The following is a 19,310-nucleotide window of genomic DNA, read 5'->3' on the forward strand; positions in this document are numbered from 1 at the left end:
CGGAAACGACGAACTGCTCTAACTATTTGTTTTGCGCAATTCCGGACGGAAACCGTTTCACGCTTTTCCTGGAATTAGCCAAACCGTCTCGAAATGACCTGCTCCAAAGCCCTGATACCCTGCGCTTCGCCGCCGGCAGGACCATGCGGGCGGTCGGCGGGGTTCCACGCGAAGATGTCGAAATGCGCCCAGCTCGCGGTCTTCTCGACAAAGCGCTTGAGGAACAGGGCAGCGGTGATCGAGCCGGCGAACCCGTCCGTGGTGACATTGTTGATGTCGGCGATCTTCGATGACAGTTTCGCATCGTAAGGCCGCCACAGCGGCATGCGCCACAGCGGATCCTCGACCGCGGCGGAAGCCGCCGCCAGATCCGAGGCCAGTGCCTCGTCACCGGTGTAGAAGGGCGGCAGATCGGGGCCAAGCGCGACACGGGCGGCTCCCGTGAGCGTCGCCATGTCGACCAGGAGCTGCGGTTCCTCGTCGTCGGCGAGCGCCAGCGCGTCGCCCAGCACGAGCCTCCCTTCGGCGTCCGTGTTGCCGATCTCGACCGTGATGCCCTTGCGGCTCGCCAGCACGTCGCCCGGTCGAAAAGCATTGCCTGAGATCGAATTCTCGACCGCGGGGATCAGCACCCGCAACCGCACGTTCAATCCCGCGGCCATGATCATGGAGGCCAGGCCAAGCACGTTGGCAGCGCCGCCCATGTCCTTCTTCATCAGCAGCATGCCCGATGACGGTTTGATGTCGAGGCCGCCAGTGTCGAAGCAGACGCCCTTGCCGACCAGCGTCACCTTCGGCGCGGCCTTCGATCCCCATGTCATGTCGATCAGGCGCGGCGCGCTGGTCGAGGCACGGCCGACGGCATGGATCATCGGGAAATTCTGGGCGAGCAGGTCGTCACCCTTGATGACGGAGACTTCGGCTTCATGAACCCCGGCCAAGGTCCGCACCGCCATCTCCAGATCGTCCGGTCCCATGTCGCTGGTCGGCGTGTTGACCAGGTCGCGTGCCAGGAAGACGCCATCGGCGATGCGGCGAACACGCCCCGCATCGGCACCGGCCGGCAGATCGAAGCGCAGCGCCTTGCCTGACTTCTTGCCGTAGCGGGTAAAGACATAGCCGCCGAGCGCCAGCGCGATTGCCGCGAGTTCCGGCTCGGCCGGCGTCGCGGCGAAATGCCAGTCGCCTTCCGGCAGGTTTCTGGACAATACACCCAGTGCCAGCGCCCCCTCACCGTCTCCAATGCCGAACAAGGCCCCGGCAAGCGCGCCGTTTTGGCCGGGCACGGCCAGCGTCCTGCCTGCCTCGCCGGAAAAGCCATTGGCCCTGGCCCAGGCGATCATGGACGGCGCAAGGCCCGCGGCCTCCAGACCGTCCCTGGCCACCAGGTGCACCGGCAACGCGCCGTCCAATTTCTTCTCGACGAGTTCGACAGGCATTCGATGTTCTCCATGCCGAACCCAAATCGAGTCGGCGTTTCTTAACTCTCCGTTAGGGTTAACAGAATATTTCTGCGGGAGGAAAGATGGCCACGCAATGGCCGCGCATGAATGGAGGCTTGGGTAGCGATGCCGACCGACCGCACAGTGAATGCCAGGGGAAAACGGCTCGTCACCACGGCCCTCATGCTGGCGCTCGCGGCGGGCGTCGCCGGCTGCGGAACCGACAAGCTCACCACCGGCTCGATCGGCCGCACCGGCGGCAAACCGCTGGAGACCATGTCGGCCGGAGAACTGCACAATGCCACGGCCGCCCTTGGCCAGTCCTACGCCAGGAACCCCAACGACAAGCGAATCGCGACCAATTTCGCGGCCGCGTTGCAGATGGATGGCGATGCCGACCAGTCGCTCGCCGTGATGCGCAAGCTGGCGATCGCTTACCCCAAGGACCGCGACGTGCTCGCCGCCTATGGCAAGGCGCTGGCCGCCAACGGCCAGTTCGAGGCAGCGCTCGACGCCGTGCGTCGCGCGCAGACGCCGGAATACCCTGACTGGAAGCTGGTCTCGGCGGAGGCGGCCATCCTTGACCAGCTCGGCCAGAAGGACGACGCGCGCCAGCTTTACCGCAAGGCCCTCGAACTCAAGCCGAACGAGCCCTCGGTTCTCTCCAATCTCGGCATGTCCTATGTGCTGGGAGGGGATCTGCGCACCGCCGAGACCTATATGCGCTCGGCCGCCCAGCAGCCCGGGGCCGACAGCCGTGTGCGCCAGAACCTGGCGTTGGTCGTCGGTCTGCAGGGCCGTTTCGACGAAGCCGAGAAAATCGCCTCGCAGGAGCTATCGCCCGAACAGGCACAGGCCAATGTCGCCTATCTCAGGCAGATGCTGGCCCAGCAGAATGCCTGGACCCAGCTCAAGGACCAGGACAAGGCGAAACCGGCAACCAACTGACAACGATTTCGCCGACAGACGTTGAAAGCCGCGCTGCATGCAGCGCGGCTTTTGTCTTTGGGCGAGAACCTGCCGCGATTTTTACTGGCTGGTCGACGCCGGCGCCCCGGAATGATCGCCAAAGATGCCGCGCTGGCTGACCTGTATACCGGCGGGTCCCAGGATGATGGCGAAGAGCACCGGCAGGAAGAACAAGATCATCGGCACGGTGAGTTTGGGCGGCAAGGCGGCGGCCTTCTTCTCGGCGGCGTTCATACGCATGTCGCGGCTTTCGGCGGCAAGCACGCGCAACGCGTGCGCCACGGGCGTGCCGTAGCGTTCGGCCTGGACGAGCGCCTGCGACACCGATTTGACCGATTCCAGGCCGGTACGGCTGGCAAGATTCTCATAGGCCTGCTTGCGTTCCTGCAGATAGGAAAGCTCGGCGTTGGTGAGGATGAATTCTTCCGCCAGAGCCACCGACTGGGCGCCGATCTCGTCGGCAACCTTGCGCAGCGCGGCTTCCACCGACATGCCCGACTCCACGCAGATCAGCATCAGGTCGAGCGCATCAGGCCACGCCATCTGGATCGACTGCTTGCGCTTGGTGGCGCGGTTGTTGACATAAACAACCGGTGCGTAGAAGCCGCCATAGGCTACGAGGACGCAGACGAACAGCCGCACGACCAGTGGTTTGTCCGGCAAGCCTCCAAGCACGAATATGTAGACCAGGGCCAGCGCGAAGCCGACAAAGGGCAGCACGAGACGGAAGAAGAGGAATCGCGTCAGCGGGTTCTGCCCGCGAAAGCCGGCGACCTTGAGTTTCTGCAAGGTGTTCTCGTCGGCAAGCGCGCGCCGTAGGTCTAGCCGGTCGACAATGTTGCGCATGCCGATCGACTGTTGTTCGCGCAGGCCCTTGCGGCGGCGATCTGCCTCGGTGGCAAGCCGCGCGCGCTGCTTGGCGCGAAGCTCATCGCGCTCGAGCGCGACCGTTTTCATGCGCGCCTTGAGCTGGTTGCCGCCAAGCGCCGGCAGCAGCGTAAAGACGGTCGCGAACACGGCGATGGCGACCAACACCGCGATCAGAAACGCCGGATCCGTCAGTGACTTGATGACTTGTTCACTCATGCCGCGGCCCTAGACATCAAAGTTCATCATCTTGCGCATCACGAAGATGCCAATCGACATCCAGACGGCGGAAACGCCGAGGATCAGATTGCCAACACTGGTGTTGAACAGCGGCATCAGGTAGAGCGGGCTCGAAAGGTAGACTAGGAAGGCGACGATGAAAGGCAGCGCGCCGATGATGGCGGCCGACGCCTTCGCCTCCATGGACAGCGCCTGGACCTTGGCCTTCATCTTCTTGCGGTCACGAAGCACGCGCGAGAGGTTGCCCAGCGCCTCGGACAGGTTGCCGCCGGCCTGCGACTGGATCTGGATGACGATGCCGAAGAAACTCGCCTCGGTGCATGGCATGGTTTCGGGCATGCGCAAGGTCGCATCGGGGATCGACAGGCCCATCTGCTGCGAGTCGACGATGCGGCGAAACTCGGTCTTCACCGGCTCGGGGGATTCGTTGGCGATCAGGCGCACGGCATCGTTCAGCGGCAGGCCGGACTTGACCGCGCGCACGATGATGTCGAGGGCGTTTGGAAATTCGTTGAGGAATGCCTTGACGCGCCGGGCGCGGCGAAACGAAACGAACCAGCGCGGCAGGCCAAGCGCGCCTGCCAGCAGCACGCCCGGCAGGACGAGCGTCGGCGCCCCGGCCATGAATGCGACCATGGTCAGCGCGAGGCCGCATATGGCAGAATAGATGTAAAAGCGCTCGATCGAAACCTTCATCCCGGCCTGCCGGATTTGCGCCTTCAGCGGCGGCTTCTTGACGGCGGTGTCCTTGGCTTTCTGCTTCTCGTCGAGCTCCTTCAGCGAATCCTGCACAGATTTACGGCGCTTGGCCGCGTCCGCGGCGCGGTCGCGGGTGGCCTTGACGATGGAGCGGTCCGTTTCCGCCGCCTTGATCGTTTCAAGCCGCTTGCCGGCCTGTTTCTCATTGCTGATCTGGTTGAACAGGAATGCATAGGCGACCGCGCCGGCGCTGAAGCCGGCGAGCACGACAAACGCCAATACGGTGCCGTCAATTCCAAACATCGAGCAGAGCCCTCAACGCCACGTCAGTCAGCGCGTTTCTCCATGGCCTCGAGCGCAACGGCGAGGCGCTGCTCCTCGCCGTAGTAACGGGCACGGTCCCAGAAATGCGGGCGGCCGATGCCGGTCGAGACGTGCTCGCCCAGAAGCTTGCCGTTGGCGTCCTCGCCCTTGATGTTATAGAGGACGATATCCTGCGTGATGATGACGTCGCCCTCCATCCCGATGACCTCGGTGATGTGGGTGATGCGACGCGATCCATCGCGCAGACGCGCCGCCTGGATGATCACATCGATGGAGCCGACGACGATTTCGCGCACGGTTTTCTGCGGCAGCGAGTAACCGCCCATGGCGATCATGGATTCGATACGGTTCAGGCATTCGCGCGGACTGTTCGAGTGGATCGTTCCCATCGAGCCGTCATGGCCGGTGTTCATCGCCTGCAGAAGATCGAACACTTCGGGTCCGCGCACCTCGCCGACGATGATGCGTTCGGGCCGCATGCGCAGGCAGTTCTTGACCAGGTCGCGCATCGTCACTTCGCCTTCGCCTTCGAGGTTGGGCGGTCGGGTCTCCAGGCGAACGACATGCGGCTGCTGCAGCTGCAGTTCGGCCGAATCCTCGCAGGTGATGACGCGCTCCTCGCGGTCGATATAGTTGGTCAGGCAGTTGAGCAGTGTCGTCTTGCCCGAGCCGGTGCCGCCGGAGATGACGATGTTGCAGCGAACGCGGCTGATGATCTTGAGAACCTCGGCTCCCTGCGGAGAAATGGCGCCAAACTTGACCAGCTGATCGAGCGTCAGCTTGTCCTTCTTGAATTTTCGGATGGTAAGTGCGGCTCCATCGATGGATAGCGGAGGCGCGATGACGTTGACGCGGGAGCCGTCGGGAAGGCGTGCGTCGCAGATCGGGCTGGATTCATCAACGCGGCGGCCGACCTGGCTGACGATGCGCTGGCAGATGTTGAGAAGCTGCTGATTGTCACGAAAGCGAATGGTGGTCTGCTCGACCTTGCCATTGACTTCGATGTAGACGTTCTTGGACCCGTTGACCATGATATCGGCGATGTCATCGCGGGCGAGCAATGGCTCAAGCGGCCCATAGCCAAGCACATCGTTGCAGATGTCTTCGAGCAATTCTTCCTGCTCGGCGATCGACATCGCGAAGTTCTTGATCGCGATGATGTCGTTGACGATGTCGCGGATTTCCTCGCGCGCGCTTTCGGGTTCGAGCTTGGCAAGTTGCGACAGGTCGATCGTGTCGATGAGCGCCGAGAAAACCTGGCTCTTGGTGTCGTAGTAGGTCTCGCTCTTTTCGCGGCCCCGCCTCGCCTCCGGCGCGATGGGTGGCGCCTCTACCGCACGCCGGGCTGGTGGAGCGACAGTTGCGCTTGGCGGCGGTGCCGCGGCCCGGCCAAGAACCGCCGTATCCGTCGAACCCGCGACTGGCGGCGCGGCCGGCGCCGGTGCTGGTTGGCGGAATTCCGGTGTGAACCGGTTGCCGTCGTCGTTGCCTCTTTTACCGAACATGATCGACTACCGGTTCCAAAGCATCACTTCTTGTTGCGCGAGAGCTTGCCGAGCAGGCTGCCCAAGCCGGCCTTCTTTTTCGTCCGGATTTCGCTTCGCCCGGTGAGCACATGGGCAATCTCATTGATGGTCGCGACAATCTGGTTCTTGGCATCCATTTCGCCGAGCATACGCCCGTTGTTGGCGGCATTGCCGAACAGCAACGGATCGAAGCCGATGACCGCCATCGGCGTCAGGCCGAGCGGCTCGGCGAAATCGGACGGCGAAATTTCCGGCCGCTTGGGGACGCCGGCCTGGTTGATGATGAGCTTCGGCGGCGGGTCGTTGGGGCGAAGCCGCTTGAGCATGTCGATCAGGTTCTTGGTGTTGCGCAGATTGGCCAGTTCCGGCGTCGCCGTGATGACGATCTCGTCGGCCTTGACCAGCGTGTTCTTGGCCCATCCCGTCCAGACATGGGGAACGTCCAGTACCAGAAGGGGTACGCTGCGCTGCGCGGTATCGACAAGCTGCGCGAAGGCATCGGGATCGAAGTCGTAGACACGTTCCAGCGTCGAGGGCGCCGCGAGCAGCGACAGGTGCTCCGCGCACTGGGTCAGCAGCCGGTCGAGATAGACTTCGTCGATGCGTTCGGGCGAAAACACCGCTTCGGCGATGCCCTGTGCCGGGTCCTGGTCGAAATTGATGTTGGCCGTGCCGAAGGCGAGGTCGAGGTCGGCAACGACGACCTCGGACTTGAACAGGGAGGACATTGCCCAGGCTACATTGTGGGAGATGGTGGAGGAGCCGACGCCGCCCTTGGCACCGACAAAGGCCACCGAACGGCCGAGCGGTTCGGCCTCAGGGTCGACGAAAATCGACGACACGACGCTGACGATGTCGGCCATCGACACCGGCGCGATGACATATTCGGAGATGCCGGAGCGAATCAGCTCGCGATAGAGACCGACGTCGTTGTAATGGCCGATAACCACCACTTTCGAGGATGGATCGCAGTGTTCGGAGAGCTGGGCGAGCTGCTCCAGCAATTGCTTGGGTTCACTGCGTGATTCCAGCAGGATCAGGTTCGGCGTCGGTGCCGACTGATAGAACTCGATGGCCGTGGGAACGCCGCCCATATGGACCTTGAGATGCGCCTTGGTCATGCGGCGGTCCTCGCCGGCGCGCTCGACCGGATTGGCAACGCCCTCGGTCTCGCAGAATGCCTGGATCGAGATGCGCGGGACCGGCCGCAACGCCTGCATCGCGGCGATGTCCTGCGGTGAGGTGTCACCGCCGTCCACGGTGGCGTCATAGGCAAGGTTGCTCATGGTCATGCTCTTTCCGTGGCCTGTTCTTTCCGTGTCTTCTCTTTCCCAAGGGCGGCTTAGTAGGTCACTTCCGAATTGCCGAGGAATTCATCCGAAATGCCCCTGTTGCGATAGACATCGATCACCGCGCCGCGGTTTTCCGCGTCGATGGTGGTCTGCTTGCGCGGCCCGAGCAGATCGGCCGGGTTGGCCATCTGGGCGGCGAGATTGTTCTGATAGGAGCAGCCGAAGTCGGCATAGTGCTTGTTCTCCGACGTCTCCGTCAGATCGTCGGGCCAGCGTCCGCATTTGTCGGTCTGGGCCCTCACCGCGATATAGGAGACGCGAACCGGGGCCGATACCTCGCTCGATCCGGCCTGATAGGAAACCACGATGATTCGGTTGCGCTTGACGCCGCTGGCGACCGCCAGCCGGGCGAAATCGCGGCCGGCCGCCGAGGCGGCAACCTGATTGGCCGATCCGCTGGGAACCTGGATCGTCAATGTCGGAGCGGCACTCTTGTCATAGCCGTCGAGGAAACCGAGCAGCGTGTCGCGCTGCGAACCGGTCATGCCACGGTCACCGGCGCCGACGGGAAGGTCGATCTTCTGGTTCTTCTCCGCGATCACGATCGGATGGTTGGTGCGATAGTCGTCCGGAATGGCGCCCACGGTGATGCTGTCGCGCTGGGCGCAGCCGGCCAGTAAAGCCGTTGCCGCCACCGCCAGGATCGAGAGCGCCCGCAGGCTGGTCCGCGAACGGCCGGTGCGCATCGTCGTGACGATGCCCCTTGTGTTCAACGCTGACTGAGACATGTCCGCTTCCCCATTCACTTGTAGATAAAGCCGACAACGCCGTGATACCGGCCGTTGGGCTTGTCGGTCTGCATGGTGCCGTAGACGCGATTGACCTTGCCAAGGAACATGCCGGCGCCGTCGCTCGGAGGATTGAAATTGTCGTCCGGCTTGGCGAGATCGTTGCGTGCCACCGGCTTCGCCAGATAGGGCGTGATGATGATGACGAGTTCGGTCTCATTGCGCACGAAATCCCTGCTGCGGAAGAGCGCGCCGAGCACTGGGATTTTTGTCAGCCCAGGCAAGCCGGTGACGGCTTGCCTGACATCGTCGCGAACCAGGCCGGCGATCATCATCGAGCCGCCCGAGGGCAGTTCGACGGTCGTATCGGCAAGACGCTTGCGCAGTGACAGGGCATTCATGCCGATACTCTTGTTGTCCGTGGATGCCGACACGGACCCCTCGGTTGTCGGTTCGGAAACCGAGGTTCTGACTTTCAGGCTTATGCGACCGGGCGACAGAACCACCGGCTGGAATTCCAGGCCGATGCCGTACTCGATCTTGTCGACTGTATAGGTCTTCAGACCGGTCTGATTGTCGCTGGATACGTTGGCGGAGACCGAGCTCACCATATTGTACTCGCCGCCGACCTTGAAGGTCGCCTTCTCACCGGATACCGCGGTCAAGGTTGGCTCGGCCAAGGTCTTCATGACCCCGGATTGCTCCATTGCGTTGATATAGGACTGCAGCCCCGACGTACTGATACCGAGGCCCGCGTTCGACAGCGGCTTGCCGAGACCCGCGAAAGGGTCACTGAGCGCGCCGTAGCTGATGCCGTTGCTGCCGCCGCTGCCGACCATGTTGACGCCGAGCTGTTTCATCACTGACCGGCTGACTTCGGCGACAGTCACTTTCAGCGTGACCTGGTCGTCACCGATGATCTGCAGGAGATTGACGATCTTCGAGACGCGTCGTTCCTGGTCGGGGTTGTTGATGTCGACACCGCTCTGGGCCGAGCCGCCGGCCGCGGTCTGCGAATACTGACCCGTCGTCGCTTCACCGCCCGAGACGAAGATCGTCGCCAGGTCGACCGCCCGCTTCGCATCCAGCGGCGTATCGACCGTTCCGGTCAGGACGACGTTGTCGTTCAGCAGTTCCACCTTGACGGCCGAGGTCGGAAGGAAGCGCTTGATGTAGCCTTCCAGACCGGCAACGTCGCGTTCGACGGCCAGATCCAGACTGGCGATCTGTTCGCCGTTCGGACCGAAGACGAAGATATTGGTCTCGCCGACCGACTTGCCGAACAGGTAGATACGCCTTGCGGTGCGGGTCACCGCATCGGCGACGCTCGGGTTGGCGACAAGAATGTCGTAGGCATCGCTCGGCAGATCTATGACCACCGATTTGTTGAGGCCCAGCTTGACGCGCTGCGTGGCTGTCGTAGCCGTCACCTGCGTACTCTTGGCCTCGACGACGCCCTGCACATTCGTTCCGACGAGCAGCAGGCCGAATGCCGCGGCTGCGATTGCCGGCAGTTTACCGCTTAGCCTCATTTCCTTGCCCCTACTTCGGATACTTCACCCGACTTGATCAATCTCACCGTTCCCTTGCGGCCATTGCCGGAAACGAGATAGTCGGCCTCGTCCACATTCTTTTCCTGGGTGTCCGTGATCGCCCGCAGCGCCAGGGTCAGGCGATCGGCCATCTGCTGGGCAACGGTGATGATCTCCGCCTGTTTGGGCGTGAGCTCCAGCGTGGCGGTCTGGCCGACCCTGGTCTTCTTGCCCTCCTCGTCCTCCTGGATGGTCTGGTCGATCGCCAGGACGCGGATGTTCTTGAGGATGGTTTCAGTGTTGAAGCCGGTGCTGCCGCTGTTGGCATCCGCCCTTCGCGTCATGATGACGTCGACAAAATCGTTTGGCAGGATGAAGCCGCCTGCCGAAGTGTCGGCCGATATGGCGGTGGCGACCGCCCGCATCCCGGAAGGCAGGATGGACGACATGAAGCTCTGCCCCTCGCCGATCAGCTTGGAACGCCGCACGGGCTCACCCGCGTACATCGGCACACGGGCAATCGACCCCTTCAATTTGTCGAGGGCGTCGGGAGCGGTTGCCTTGGTGATGAAATTCGCGTTGACGCCGTCGGCCGGCCAGGATTGCCAGGAGATGTTGTTCTGGAGCGCGTTGCCCATAGCGACGTCGCCCGAGAGCACAAGCACGTCCTGCAGGGGCACGGCAGGAGCCTGGGGACCCGAATTAACGACGATCTGGGGCGGCGGCGCGGCGACCATGTTTTTTGCGACATAGCCAGCGCCACCTGCCGCGGCCACCGCCACGCTCAGAATAATCAGTCGGGATGCTGGCATCTGTCCGAACCCTCGCCCTTGGCAAACCACCTAGCCAAGCCGGACTTTGCAGCGGCAATCGTCAAAACAAGGTTAATGCAATGCTTACGATCGTGATTAATTTAAGGTTTACATAAATTAGCTGGATCGCCCGACCACGGATGCAAAAGAGGGTCCCGGCCGCCGGCGCTTTCCAAAGCCGGTCGGGCAACCCGATCAAGGTGACGGAATTCAGATCGCGTTCAGCTCGCCAGCCTTGCCAGCGCCCACACCATCAAGGGCGAATCCGGATAGGTCAGCAGTCCGCCCAGGCCGAGCGCGATCCCATAGGGAACCCCGGTCGTGTCATCCGCGAAATGACGCAGGAATGGATTGCGGCCGGTAATAACCGCCAGCGGCGATTTCCGATAGACGAGAATGGCAAGCGTCAGCAGGCCGCCGATAAATGTCGAGACAACCAGGTATTCGACAAGATGAACGTTCAACCCCATCCACACGGCCGTGGCGGCGAGCAGCTTGGCATCGCCTCCACCCATGCCACCCATCGCGAACAGGCCGAACGTAACGGCAAGGACCAGGGCGCCGGCGGCGAAATGCCAACCGTAGGCTGCCCATTCCATACCCGTCAGCGGCGCAACCAGCGCAAAGACGGCGACAAGCAACACCGACACGCGATTGGCAATCGTCATCGACAGCATGTCGGAGATCGCGGCAAAAAGCATGCAGAACGGAAAGACGACGAAGATCAGGGCTTCAAGCATCGGCGCTCATGCCTATTGTCAGAATTCCAAGGGGCTCAATCTAGGCTCGTTCGATTAACGATTGATGAGGCCCGAAACGAAAGGATGGCTGGTATTGGCAGTGACATGGACAAACAGAATAAAACAGGGGCCGCCATGTGGCGGCCCCTGTCTGGAACGCTATCGGAGCGTTCAACAATAAGCAGATCAGCTGCCGCTGCTGTTCAGGGTGCTTCCGATGGAAGTGAACTTGGCGTTGATCGCATTGCCGAGTGCGCCGGCGCCGGTGATGATGGCGAGCGCGATGAGAGCGGCGATCAGACCATATTCGATAGCGGTCGCGCCGGATTCGTCCTTCACGAAACGTGCAAAAAGGTTAGACATTCGAGAGCTCCTACTCCACGTGTTACAGCACTTCCGTCAACTTCTGTGATGGTTGATCGGATGCTGCCAATCTAGGGAGAAGCTCTTTCGATCGGCTTAATAAACAGCCTTACCGATTCCTTTCCCGGCTCGAACGGAGTGCTTGGTTAACTCCATGCTAAGCGCCGGCTAAAGTACCGTTCCCCAGGCCAACGCCGCAAAGGGCAAGGACTTAAGGAATCTTGTGACCCAGAGCGGATCGACCATGCGAACATTTGTACCGATCGCCATATCCGGCGCCAGCAAGCCGACTTAACTGTTGGTTCACCAATCTCGTTCATGTTCCGTTGAACAGTTTGCTTGCTTGGAGCGCCTCGATGGCCGTGCAGAGATCCTCAATCCTGATTGCCGTGCTTCTTGCCGCCACGAGCCTGATCACGCCAGCCAGAGCCGGCGCCGATATAGAAGTCACCATGAATCAGGCCAAGATCGTGAAACTGTCGCGCCCCGCCGACACGATCGTCGTCGGCAACCCGGCAATCGCCGATGCCTCCGTCCAGGACGCCTCGACGATCGTGCTCACCGGCAAGGGTTTTGGTGTCACCAATCTCGTCGTTCTCGACCAGGACGGCAGCCCGATCGTCGACGCACAGGTTACCGTCGTGCGGCAGGCAGCCTCGTCGGTTCGCATCTACCGGCGCGCCGAGGTCCAAACCATGTCTTGCACGCCCTATTGCGAGAGCTCCTACAAGAGCGAGGCCGAGAAATCCTCCGAAGCCGAAATGAACGTCAGCAGATAGGCTGCATGGCCCCGGCGGCCGTCCAGGTTACCGGCCAGTTAAGACGCCCTCACCGACTTTAACGATCATCCAAACCGGACTTCAATTGGTTTGCGTTAGGACACCTGCCAGGACCGTCCAGGGATGGCAGGACAAGGCATGCGCAACGGATTCGGCTCGACAGTTCGGCACAAGGTGGAGCGCGCCAGGTCTTTCAGGCGCTTCGTTCGCGACCGGCGTGGCAGCACGGCGCTGGAGTTCGCGCTGCTCGCATTGCCGTTCGCCCTCCTTGTGTTCGCCATCCTTGAAAGCTGCATCTCGTTTGCCGGCCAGGAGGTGATGGCCAACATCACCGACGATGTCGCGCGCCAGTTGCGCACGGGCCAGTTGAAGCCGGCCGATGTGGCCGGGGACAAGCTGACGACCCTGATCTGCGGCAGACTTCAGATCATCGTCTCCACGGATTGCCCGCAACAGTTGCTTGTGGATCTTCGCGAGTATCCGACTTTCGCCGACGCGGCGACGGCGAGCTTCAAGATCCAGAACGGCGACGTCGTGCTGATGCAAGGCACGAATTCACAGACTTTCGCGAACACGCCTGGCCTGGCGGAATCGAAGAACATGCTGCGGGTCTTCTACAAATGGCCTGTCATGACCGATCTGATGGCCAAGTCGATGGCCAATCTGAGCGGAGGCAGGACGCTGCACTTCGCGTCCGTGACCTGGCAGAACGAGCCGTTCGACAATTGAGTTCGAAGACGACAACAAGAAAAAAGGCAATGACATGATGCGTGCGGGGGCACATCCGGGAATTGCGGGGATCTGGGGCAAGGTGGTTGGGTTCCGCTCCAATCGCCGTGGGGTGGCGGCGGTCGAGTTCGCCCTGATCGTGCCGATCCTGCTGGTCATGTATTTCATGACCATGGAGGCTTCGCAGGCCATTGAGACCAGCAAGAAGGTCAGCCGCATCGGCAGCATGGTTGCCGACCTCGTCACGCAGCAGCCGACCATCGTCAAGGCGGATCTCGACGCCATCATGAAAATCGGCACCTCGACCATCCAGCCCTACAACCGCTCGACACCGAACATCACCATCACCGCGATACAGGTCACCGCCGATACGCCACCCAACGTGAACGTGGTGTGGTCGCGCAAGGTGGTCGATGGCGTCTACAGCATCGCCACTGCCCTGCCCGCGACCACCACTGTTCCGGCAACGCTCAGGGTCGCCGGCACCTTCCTCATCCGGGTCGAGAGCAACCTCGCCTATTCGCCAATTATCAACTGGCAGCCGGACACCCAACAGAAGCTTGGACTGACCCAATCCCTGTCCACGACAATCCCGATGGGCGAGACCTACTATCTGCGCCCGCGCAGGAGCCTGACGATCCCCTGCAGCGATTGCTGAAGACTTCTACTGCTGACCACCATCAGACGTCACCATGCGCACGACCGCCTCCGCCATCGCATAGTCCTTTGGGGCAACGGTCAAAAAGCCGCCGGAGTGTTTTGATTCCAGAAGATCGTAGACATCCGGCGTCGTCGATTTGAGGTTGGTGAGGAAGACGGTCAGCCGGCGCTTGGCTTCCGGGTCGAGATCGCTGCGCACGGCATGGGGACCGTATCTCAGCAAACCCGACATCCACACAACCTGAAATGCCGACGGCGCAAGGCCGGCCTCCTCCAACCTTGCCTGCGTGCCGTCAGACAACAAGGGCTGGCTGTCGGCCGTCGCCGTCACCCAGCCGAACATAGCGTCAGCCTGGCCATCGAAGAGCATTTTTTCCGCCGCGGACAAAGAATCGGCATGGACCAGAAACGGTGAATCTTCAGCGATCTTGACGTGTTCGGCGGCCAGGCCCGCCAGCGGCAAAAGCGAACCTCCGACGCTGTCCGGCGGCGGCATGGCGATCCGGTGCGCCTCCATCGCCGCCAGGTCGGGCAGCTTGCCGTCCCTGGTCAGCAGCACGGAGCGGATGCCGGCCGCCCCGTCGGAATCGACCGGAGCCACAAGCGGCTCGATGCATCCACAACGCTGCAGCGCCGTCGCGTAGGCCGTCGCCGAATAGATGGCATATTCGATCCGGGCATTGGCATGAGCATCGATCAGTGCCGCATAGTCGCGCGCGACGACGAACTCCACCTTCATGCCAAGCGCATTGGTAAAGGATTGCGTCAACAGCGCCAGCCCCGGAACGGTGTTGCCGGCGCCAGGCTCGGCGACGATACCGATGCGAAACGTGCCGATATCATCACGCCAGTCGGCCCGCGCCGGACCACACCAAAGCGCGCCGTGCACGGCCACAAGGGCGGCGCATGCCTTCCGCGCGGCATTCATGACAAGGCCGTCCTGCGTTTTCTTCGGTCCATATCCATGCCCGCTGCCCGCGACACTTTACATCCTGGATTGAGCTTGTCGTTGCCCCAAACCGCTACGCACTTTTGGGCGACATGGGCCCTTGGTTTTTTGCGCATGTCGTTGCCCCAAAACCGCTACGCACTTTTGGGCGACATGCGCCCTTGTTTTGCGCATGTCATTGCCCCAAACCGCTGCGCACTTTTTGGGCGACATGCACTGGACTATCGCGCCAAGCCGTTGCCGTTTGGTTTCCGAATTGCCAATGCCGCCGTGGGATCCTATGTCTGGGCGTCCAAACTGGCGATAATGACCCGATGGCGCGTGCTTTCCTCTTCGTCCTGGATTCTTTCGGCATCGGCGGCGCGGCCGACGCCGAACGCTATGGCGACGCCGGCGCCAACACGCTCGCGCACATCGCCGAAGCTTGCGCCGAAGGGCGCGCGGATCGCGAGCGGCTTCGGCAAGGGCCGCTGTTTGTCCCTCATATGGCATCACTCGGGCTCGGCAAGGCAGCCGAGACGGCGACAGGATTGGCTTTTGCCCATTTCGGTACGGATCTGCTCGCCAATGCTTTCCATGGCGCGGCGCAGGAAGTTTCGAGCGGCAAGGACACCCCCTCCGGCCACTGGGAGATCGCAGGCCTGCCGGTGCGTTTCGACTGGGGTTATTTCCCGGATACGGTTCCCGCCTTTCCGGCTGATCTGACCGCGGCGATGATCCGCGAGGGCGAGGTTTCAGGCATTCTCGGCAACTGCCATGCGCCGGGCACCGAAATCATCGAACGGTTCGGCGAGGAGCACATCCGCACCGGCAAGCCGATCTGCTACACTTCCGTCGACTCGGTCCTGCAGATCGCCGCGCATGAAGTCCATTTCGGGTTGGAACGGCTTTATGAGTTCTGTCAGGTCGTGCGCCGTCTGGTTGATCCGCTCAGAATCGGGCGCGTGATCGCACGGCCGTTCGTCGGTGAAACCGCCGCGACCTTCGAACGAACGTACAACCGCCACGACTATGCCGTGCCGCCGCCGGAGCCGACCTTGCTCGACCGGCTGACCGAGCGGGGAAGCCGCGTGATCGCCGTCGGCAAGATCGGCGACATCTTCGCCCATCGCGGAATTTCGGAAGTGCGCAAGGCCGCCGGCAACATGGCCATGTTCGACAAGGCGCTCGGCGCGATGGACGATGCCGCCGACGGCGATCTGGTTTTCGCCAATTTCGTCGATTTCGACACTGAATTCGGTCATCGCCGCGATGTCGCCGGCTATGCGGCCGCACTCGAGGCCTTCGACCGGCGGCTGCCGGAAGCACTCGCAAGGCTGCGACAGGGCGACCTTCTCATCCTGACGGCCGATCACGGCAATGATCCGACCTCGCGAGGGACCGATCATACGCGTGAACGCATACCGGTGATCGGCACGGGCCCCGGTTTGATAGGTAGCGACATCGGACTGAGAACAACATTCGCCGATATCGGCGAGACCGTCGCCGAACACCTCGGGCTGGCACCCGGACGCCACGGAACTTCCTTCCATGCGATGATTGGCGGCCATGCCTGAATTGCCCGAAGTCGAAACGGTCCGGCGCGGCCTGCAGCCTGTCCTGGAAGGTGCCCGTCTGGCCAGGGTCGAGGCGCGGCGGCCGGATCTCCGGTTTCCCTTTCCCGAACGGTTTTCGGAACGGCTGACCGGCAGGACGATCACGGCGCTTGGCCGCCGCGCCAAATATCTGACCATGCATGTGCGGGATGGCCCGCTGCTGATCTGCCATCTCGGCATGTCGGGCTCCTTTCGCATCGAGACCGACGATGACAGCGACACACCAGGCGTGTTCCATCACGAACGCTCGAAAAGCACGGTGCACGACCATGTCGTGTTCCATGTGATCTCCGCCGCCGGTGCCCTGTCGCGCGTAATCTTCAACGACCCGCGCCGTTTCGGTTTCATGCTGTTCGCGGAAGGATCGCCGGAGACGCATCCGATGCTGGCCGGGCTGGGCGTCGAGCCCACGGGCAATACGCTGGACGGCGTGCTGCTCGCCTCGCTGCTGAAAGGCCGCAGATCGCCTCTCAAGGCAGCTCTTCTCGACCAGAGGCTGATCGCGGGACTTGGCAATATCTATGTCTCGGAAGCGCTTTGGCGTGCCGGCCTGTCGCCCTTGCGCGAGGCGGGAACCATTGCCAGGCCGGGCAAGAAGGCCAGGGAACAAAGCGAACGCCTGGCCGAGGCGATCCGCTCGGTCATATCCGATGCCATCGCCGCCGGAGGGTCGTCGCTGCGCGACTATGTGCACACCGACGGATCGCTGGGCTACTTCCAGCACTCCTTCGCCGTCTACGACCGCGAGGGGCAGCCGTGCCCGAAACCCGGCTGCGGCGGCCACATCGAGCGTATCGTGCAGAGCGGACGCTCGACCTTCTATTGCCGGACGTGTCAGAGCTGAGTTAGTGAACGGTTTTCCCGGGAAGGCGCATGGCGCTTGGGAATGCGTCAAAACAAAGAGATAGACCGGATCGCGAGGAGAAGCAGCCATGGCCTATGAAACGATCATCTCCGAGACGCGCGGCAAGGTCGGACTGATCACGCTGAACCGGCCAAAGGCGCTCAATGCGCTTAATTCCCAGATCCTTGCCGAACTCGTCTCGGCGGTGAACGGTTTCGGCGCCGACCCCGGCATTGGCGCCATGGTTGTTACCGGCTCCGACAAGGCCTTTGCCGCCGGTGCCGACATCAAGGAGATGCAGGCGATCTCCTATGTGGACGCCTACAGCCAGGACTTCTTCGTCGGATGGGAAGAGTTCACGCGGGCGCGCAAGCCGATCATTGCGGCGGTGGCCGGCTATGCCCTTGGTGGCGGGTGCGAACTGGCGATGATGTGCGATTTCATCATTGCCGCCGACACGGCCAAATTCGGCCAGCCCGAAATCACGCTCGGCGTCATTCCCGGCATGGGGGGGTCGCAACGCCTGACCCGGTTCGTCGGAAAGTCGAAGGCGATGGACATGTGCCTGACCGGACGGATGATGGATGCAGCGGAAGCCGAGCGCTCAGGCCTGGTGTCGCGGGTCGTGCCCGCCGGCGAACTCATCGAGGAGGCGATCAGGGCGGCGGCCAAGATCGCCGATTTCTCGCTGCCGTCGGTGATGATGGCCAAGGAAGCCGTCAACCGCTCCTATGAGACGACGCTGGCGGAGGGCTTGCGGTTCGAACGCCGCCTGTTCCATTCGCTTTTCGCGCTCGAAGACCAGAAGGAAGGCATGGCGGCTTTCGCCGAAAAGCGGAAGCCGAATTTCACCAATCGGTAAAGCGTTGCCGGCCGACGATCGAAACCCTGGGGCGGCGACCAAAAAGAACGCCGGGCAGCGTTGACGCGCCGGAAAAGCTGAACTATAAGCCGCACCAACCGAGGCGGCCCCGTGGCTGCCCGTTTGTTTTTTGCGCCCTGCGGCATGCCGCGTGCGCCGACCAGATCAGAAGAGAGGCATCATGGCCAACACATCCTCGGCCAAAAAGGCAACGCGCAAGATCGTCCGCCGCGCAGCGATCAACAAGAACCGCCGCTCGCGCGTGCGCACCTATGTCCGCCAGGTCGAGGAAGCACTCGCTTCCGGCGACAAGGCCGCCGCACAGGCCGCCTTCAAGGCCGCCGAGCCGGAATTGATGCGCGCCGCGACCAAGGGCGTCATCCACAAGAACACCGCGTCCCGCAAGGTGTCGCGCCTGGCCCAGCGCCTCAAGGTGTTGTCTGCCTGACATCGGCTTTTCAGACTGATCTTCTTTAAACCCGGCCGATCACGCCGGGTTTTTTCGTTTGCCGGCAAGGACTTAAAAAGAATACTCGGAAACGGCTGTCAAAGCGGATTCCAAGCTTCGAAATGCTTTGCCGGCACATGCATGTCCGCTGATGGTTGGCACGCTTGAAAAGCATCCGCTTAGAATTTCTTAATTCTCAGAAATAACCCCTATTTTTCAGATAGTTATCTGTGGTCATCCACAGCTTGTCCACAGCACTCCGGGGAGGCGCGAGGACAACTGGCTGTCAAGCAAATTATTTCAGAATATTTCGCGCCGGCCAGTCTTTTTCATATTCGCCGGAAAAGGGTTTGAATCACAATGGCTTTGTCAAAATACACCGCCGTGGCATGGCGCTCCGACGCGCCCGAGGTAACCAGATTCCTTAAAAATCCGTTAGACGTGGCCTTGCCCTATCCACAGCGATTTCGGTAATGTCGATCCATCGAAAGGGACGGGCCTCTGGGCCCTTAACCCAGCCTGACGCGGCCAGCTTAAATTGGCGGGATTTGCGACGCGGATCAAGTCCGCGGATGGGTTTGGTTTGCTCTTTTTCGATACGGTAGGGGACTGGCGTAACTAGACATGGCAGGTCGACGGCGCGCCGGCGTTTTCGCCGGACGGTGTTGTATTGCCCTGACATACCCAACGCGGACTGGCTTCCATGGGCCGGCACCGGTTCCCTGAGACAATGGGCGATGTTCACTGCCAGCGGCGGCAGCGGACGTTGTAGCAAAGCGCAGTCGCTGGAAGAAGGATGCAGGAGGCGCATCCCCGGCGGAAAAACAGGTACAAAACAAGGAACTCGATC

General features: G+C 61.9%; 19 protein-coding genes. 8 read left to right on the plus strand and 11 right to left on the minus strand.

Annotated elements, in window-relative coordinates; all coding sequences use genetic code 11:
* Nucleotides 1-74: 74 nt before the first annotated feature.
* A complete protein-coding gene (locus tag EB230_RS32350) occupies nucleotides 75-1,439 on the minus strand; it encodes a leucyl aminopeptidase family protein (RefSeq protein WP_172374946.1) in 1,365 nt (454 codons plus the stop codon).
* Nucleotides 1,440-1,568: 129 nt separating this feature from the next.
* Between EB230_RS32350 and EB230_RS32355 the strand changes: the two genes are divergently transcribed.
* Nucleotides 1,569-2,390, plus strand: coding sequence for a tetratricopeptide repeat protein (locus EB230_RS32355; RefSeq protein ID WP_065005395.1), 822 nt, complete (start codon nucleotides 1,569-1,571; stop codon nucleotides 2,388-2,390).
* A gap of 81 nt (nucleotides 2,391-2,471) precedes the next feature.
* Here EB230_RS32355 and EB230_RS32360 read toward each other — a convergent pair whose 3' ends face one another.
* From EB230_RS32360 to EB230_RS32400, 9 genes are all read right to left on the minus strand, one after another.
* Entirely contained in the window at nucleotides 2,472-3,497 is a 1,026-nt protein-coding gene (locus EB230_RS32360) for a type II secretion system F family protein (RefSeq protein ID WP_056569991.1), read from the minus strand.
* 9 nt (nucleotides 3,498-3,506) lie between these two features.
* Nucleotides 3,507-4,520, minus strand: coding sequence for a type II secretion system F family protein (locus tag EB230_RS32365; RefSeq protein WP_056569988.1), 1,014 nt, complete (start codon nucleotides 4,518-4,520; stop codon nucleotides 3,507-3,509).
* 23 nt (nucleotides 4,521-4,543) lie between these two features.
* Nucleotides 4,544-6,046: a CpaF family protein gene (locus EB230_RS32370; RefSeq protein WP_056569987.1), complete on the minus strand. Its 1,503-nt coding sequence runs from the start codon at nucleotides 6,044-6,046 to the stop codon at nucleotides 4,544-4,546.
* 23 nt (nucleotides 6,047-6,069) lie between these two features.
* Complete coding sequence (locus EB230_RS32375) at nucleotides 6,070-7,359, minus strand: CpaE family protein (RefSeq protein WP_056569985.1); 1,290 nt, start codon at nucleotides 7,357-7,359, stop codon at nucleotides 6,070-6,072.
* Nucleotides 7,360-7,409: 50 nt separating this feature from the next.
* Nucleotides 7,410-8,147, minus strand: a complete 738-nt coding sequence (locus EB230_RS32380; protein ID WP_065005396.1) for a CpaD family pilus assembly protein — start codon at nucleotides 8,145-8,147, stop codon at nucleotides 7,410-7,412.
* A 14-nt stretch (nucleotides 8,148-8,161) separates the two neighbouring features.
* Entirely contained in the window at nucleotides 8,162-9,679 is a 1,518-nt protein-coding gene (locus EB230_RS32385) for a type II and III secretion system protein family protein (RefSeq protein WP_172374948.1), read from the minus strand.
* Nucleotides 9,676-10,491, minus strand: coding sequence for a Flp pilus assembly protein CpaB (gene cpaB / locus EB230_RS32390; protein ID WP_056569973.1), 816 nt, complete (start codon nucleotides 10,489-10,491; stop codon nucleotides 9,676-9,678). Before cpaB ends, EB230_RS32385 begins: the two co-directional genes overlap by 4 nt.
* A 221-nt stretch (nucleotides 10,492-10,712) precedes the next feature.
* Nucleotides 10,713-11,231 carry a prepilin peptidase gene (locus EB230_RS32395; RefSeq protein ID WP_056569971.1) on the minus strand — a complete coding sequence of 173 codons (519 nt, stop codon included), beginning with the start codon at nucleotides 11,229-11,231 and terminating at the stop codon, nucleotides 10,713-10,715.
* Between the two features lie 186 nt (nucleotides 11,232-11,417).
* On the minus strand, nucleotides 11,418-11,594 hold the full coding sequence (locus tag EB230_RS32400; RefSeq protein WP_056569967.1) for a Flp family type IVb pilin: 177 nt from the start codon (nucleotides 11,592-11,594) through the stop codon (nucleotides 11,418-11,420).
* A 356-nt stretch (nucleotides 11,595-11,950) separates the two neighbouring features.
* Here EB230_RS32400 and EB230_RS32405 point away from each other — a divergent pair, with 356 nt between their 5' ends.
* The 3 genes from EB230_RS32405 to EB230_RS32415 all read left to right on the plus strand — a co-directional run bounded on the left by EB230_RS32405 (nucleotide 11,951) and on the right by EB230_RS32415 (nucleotide 13,760).
* On the plus strand, nucleotides 11,951-12,373 hold the full coding sequence (locus EB230_RS32405) for a pilus assembly protein N-terminal domain-containing protein (protein WP_056569964.1): 423 nt from the start codon (nucleotides 11,951-11,953) through the stop codon (nucleotides 12,371-12,373).
* 138 nt (nucleotides 12,374-12,511) lie between these two features.
* A complete protein-coding gene (locus EB230_RS32410; RefSeq protein WP_056569963.1) occupies nucleotides 12,512-13,102 on the plus strand; it encodes a TadE/TadG family type IV pilus assembly protein in 591 nt (196 codons plus the stop codon).
* A 34-nt stretch (nucleotides 13,103-13,136) separates the two neighbouring features.
* A complete protein-coding gene (locus EB230_RS32415) occupies nucleotides 13,137-13,760 on the plus strand; it encodes a TadE/TadG family type IV pilus assembly protein (RefSeq protein ID WP_056569962.1) in 624 nt (207 codons plus the stop codon).
* 6 nt (nucleotides 13,761-13,766) lie between these two features.
* On the opposite strand, the gene EB230_RS32420 is transcribed toward EB230_RS32415, so the two are convergent.
* A complete protein-coding gene (locus EB230_RS32420) occupies nucleotides 13,767-14,690 on the minus strand; it encodes a phosphate/phosphite/phosphonate ABC transporter substrate-binding protein (protein WP_172374950.1) in 924 nt (307 codons plus the stop codon).
* Between the two features lie 335 nt (nucleotides 14,691-15,025).
* Here EB230_RS32420 and EB230_RS32425 point away from each other — a divergent pair, with 335 nt between their 5' ends.
* The 4 genes from EB230_RS32425 (at nucleotide 15,026) to rpsT (ending at nucleotide 18,460) form a co-directional block, all read left to right on the plus strand.
* Nucleotides 15,026-16,267: a phosphopentomutase gene (locus tag EB230_RS32425; RefSeq protein WP_172374952.1), complete on the plus strand. Its 1,242-nt coding sequence runs from the start codon at nucleotides 15,026-15,028 to the stop codon at nucleotides 16,265-16,267.
* On the plus strand, nucleotides 16,260-17,150 hold the full coding sequence (gene mutM, locus EB230_RS32430) for a bifunctional DNA-formamidopyrimidine glycosylase/DNA-(apurinic or apyrimidinic site) lyase (RefSeq protein WP_172374954.1): 891 nt from the start codon (nucleotides 16,260-16,262) through the stop codon (nucleotides 17,148-17,150). Before EB230_RS32425 ends, mutM begins: the two co-directional genes overlap by 8 nt.
* A gap of 88 nt (nucleotides 17,151-17,238) precedes the next feature.
* The gene (locus EB230_RS32435) at nucleotides 17,239-18,012 is read left to right on the plus strand and encodes an enoyl-CoA hydratase (protein ID WP_172374956.1); all 774 of its coding nucleotides are present in this window, start codon (nucleotides 17,239-17,241) and stop codon (nucleotides 18,010-18,012) included.
* 181 nt (nucleotides 18,013-18,193) lie between these two features.
* Nucleotides 18,194-18,460 (plus strand): 30S ribosomal protein S20, encoded by a 267-nt coding sequence (gene rpsT / locus EB230_RS32440; RefSeq protein WP_056569958.1) that lies wholly within the window; start codon nucleotides 18,194-18,196, stop codon nucleotides 18,458-18,460.
* Nucleotides 18,461-19,310: the final 850 nt, after the last annotated feature.

Source organism: Mesorhizobium sp. NZP2234 (assembly GCF_013170765.1).
Taxonomy (GTDB): Bacteria; Pseudomonadota; Alphaproteobacteria; order Rhizobiales; family Rhizobiaceae; genus Mesorhizobium; species Mesorhizobium loti_D.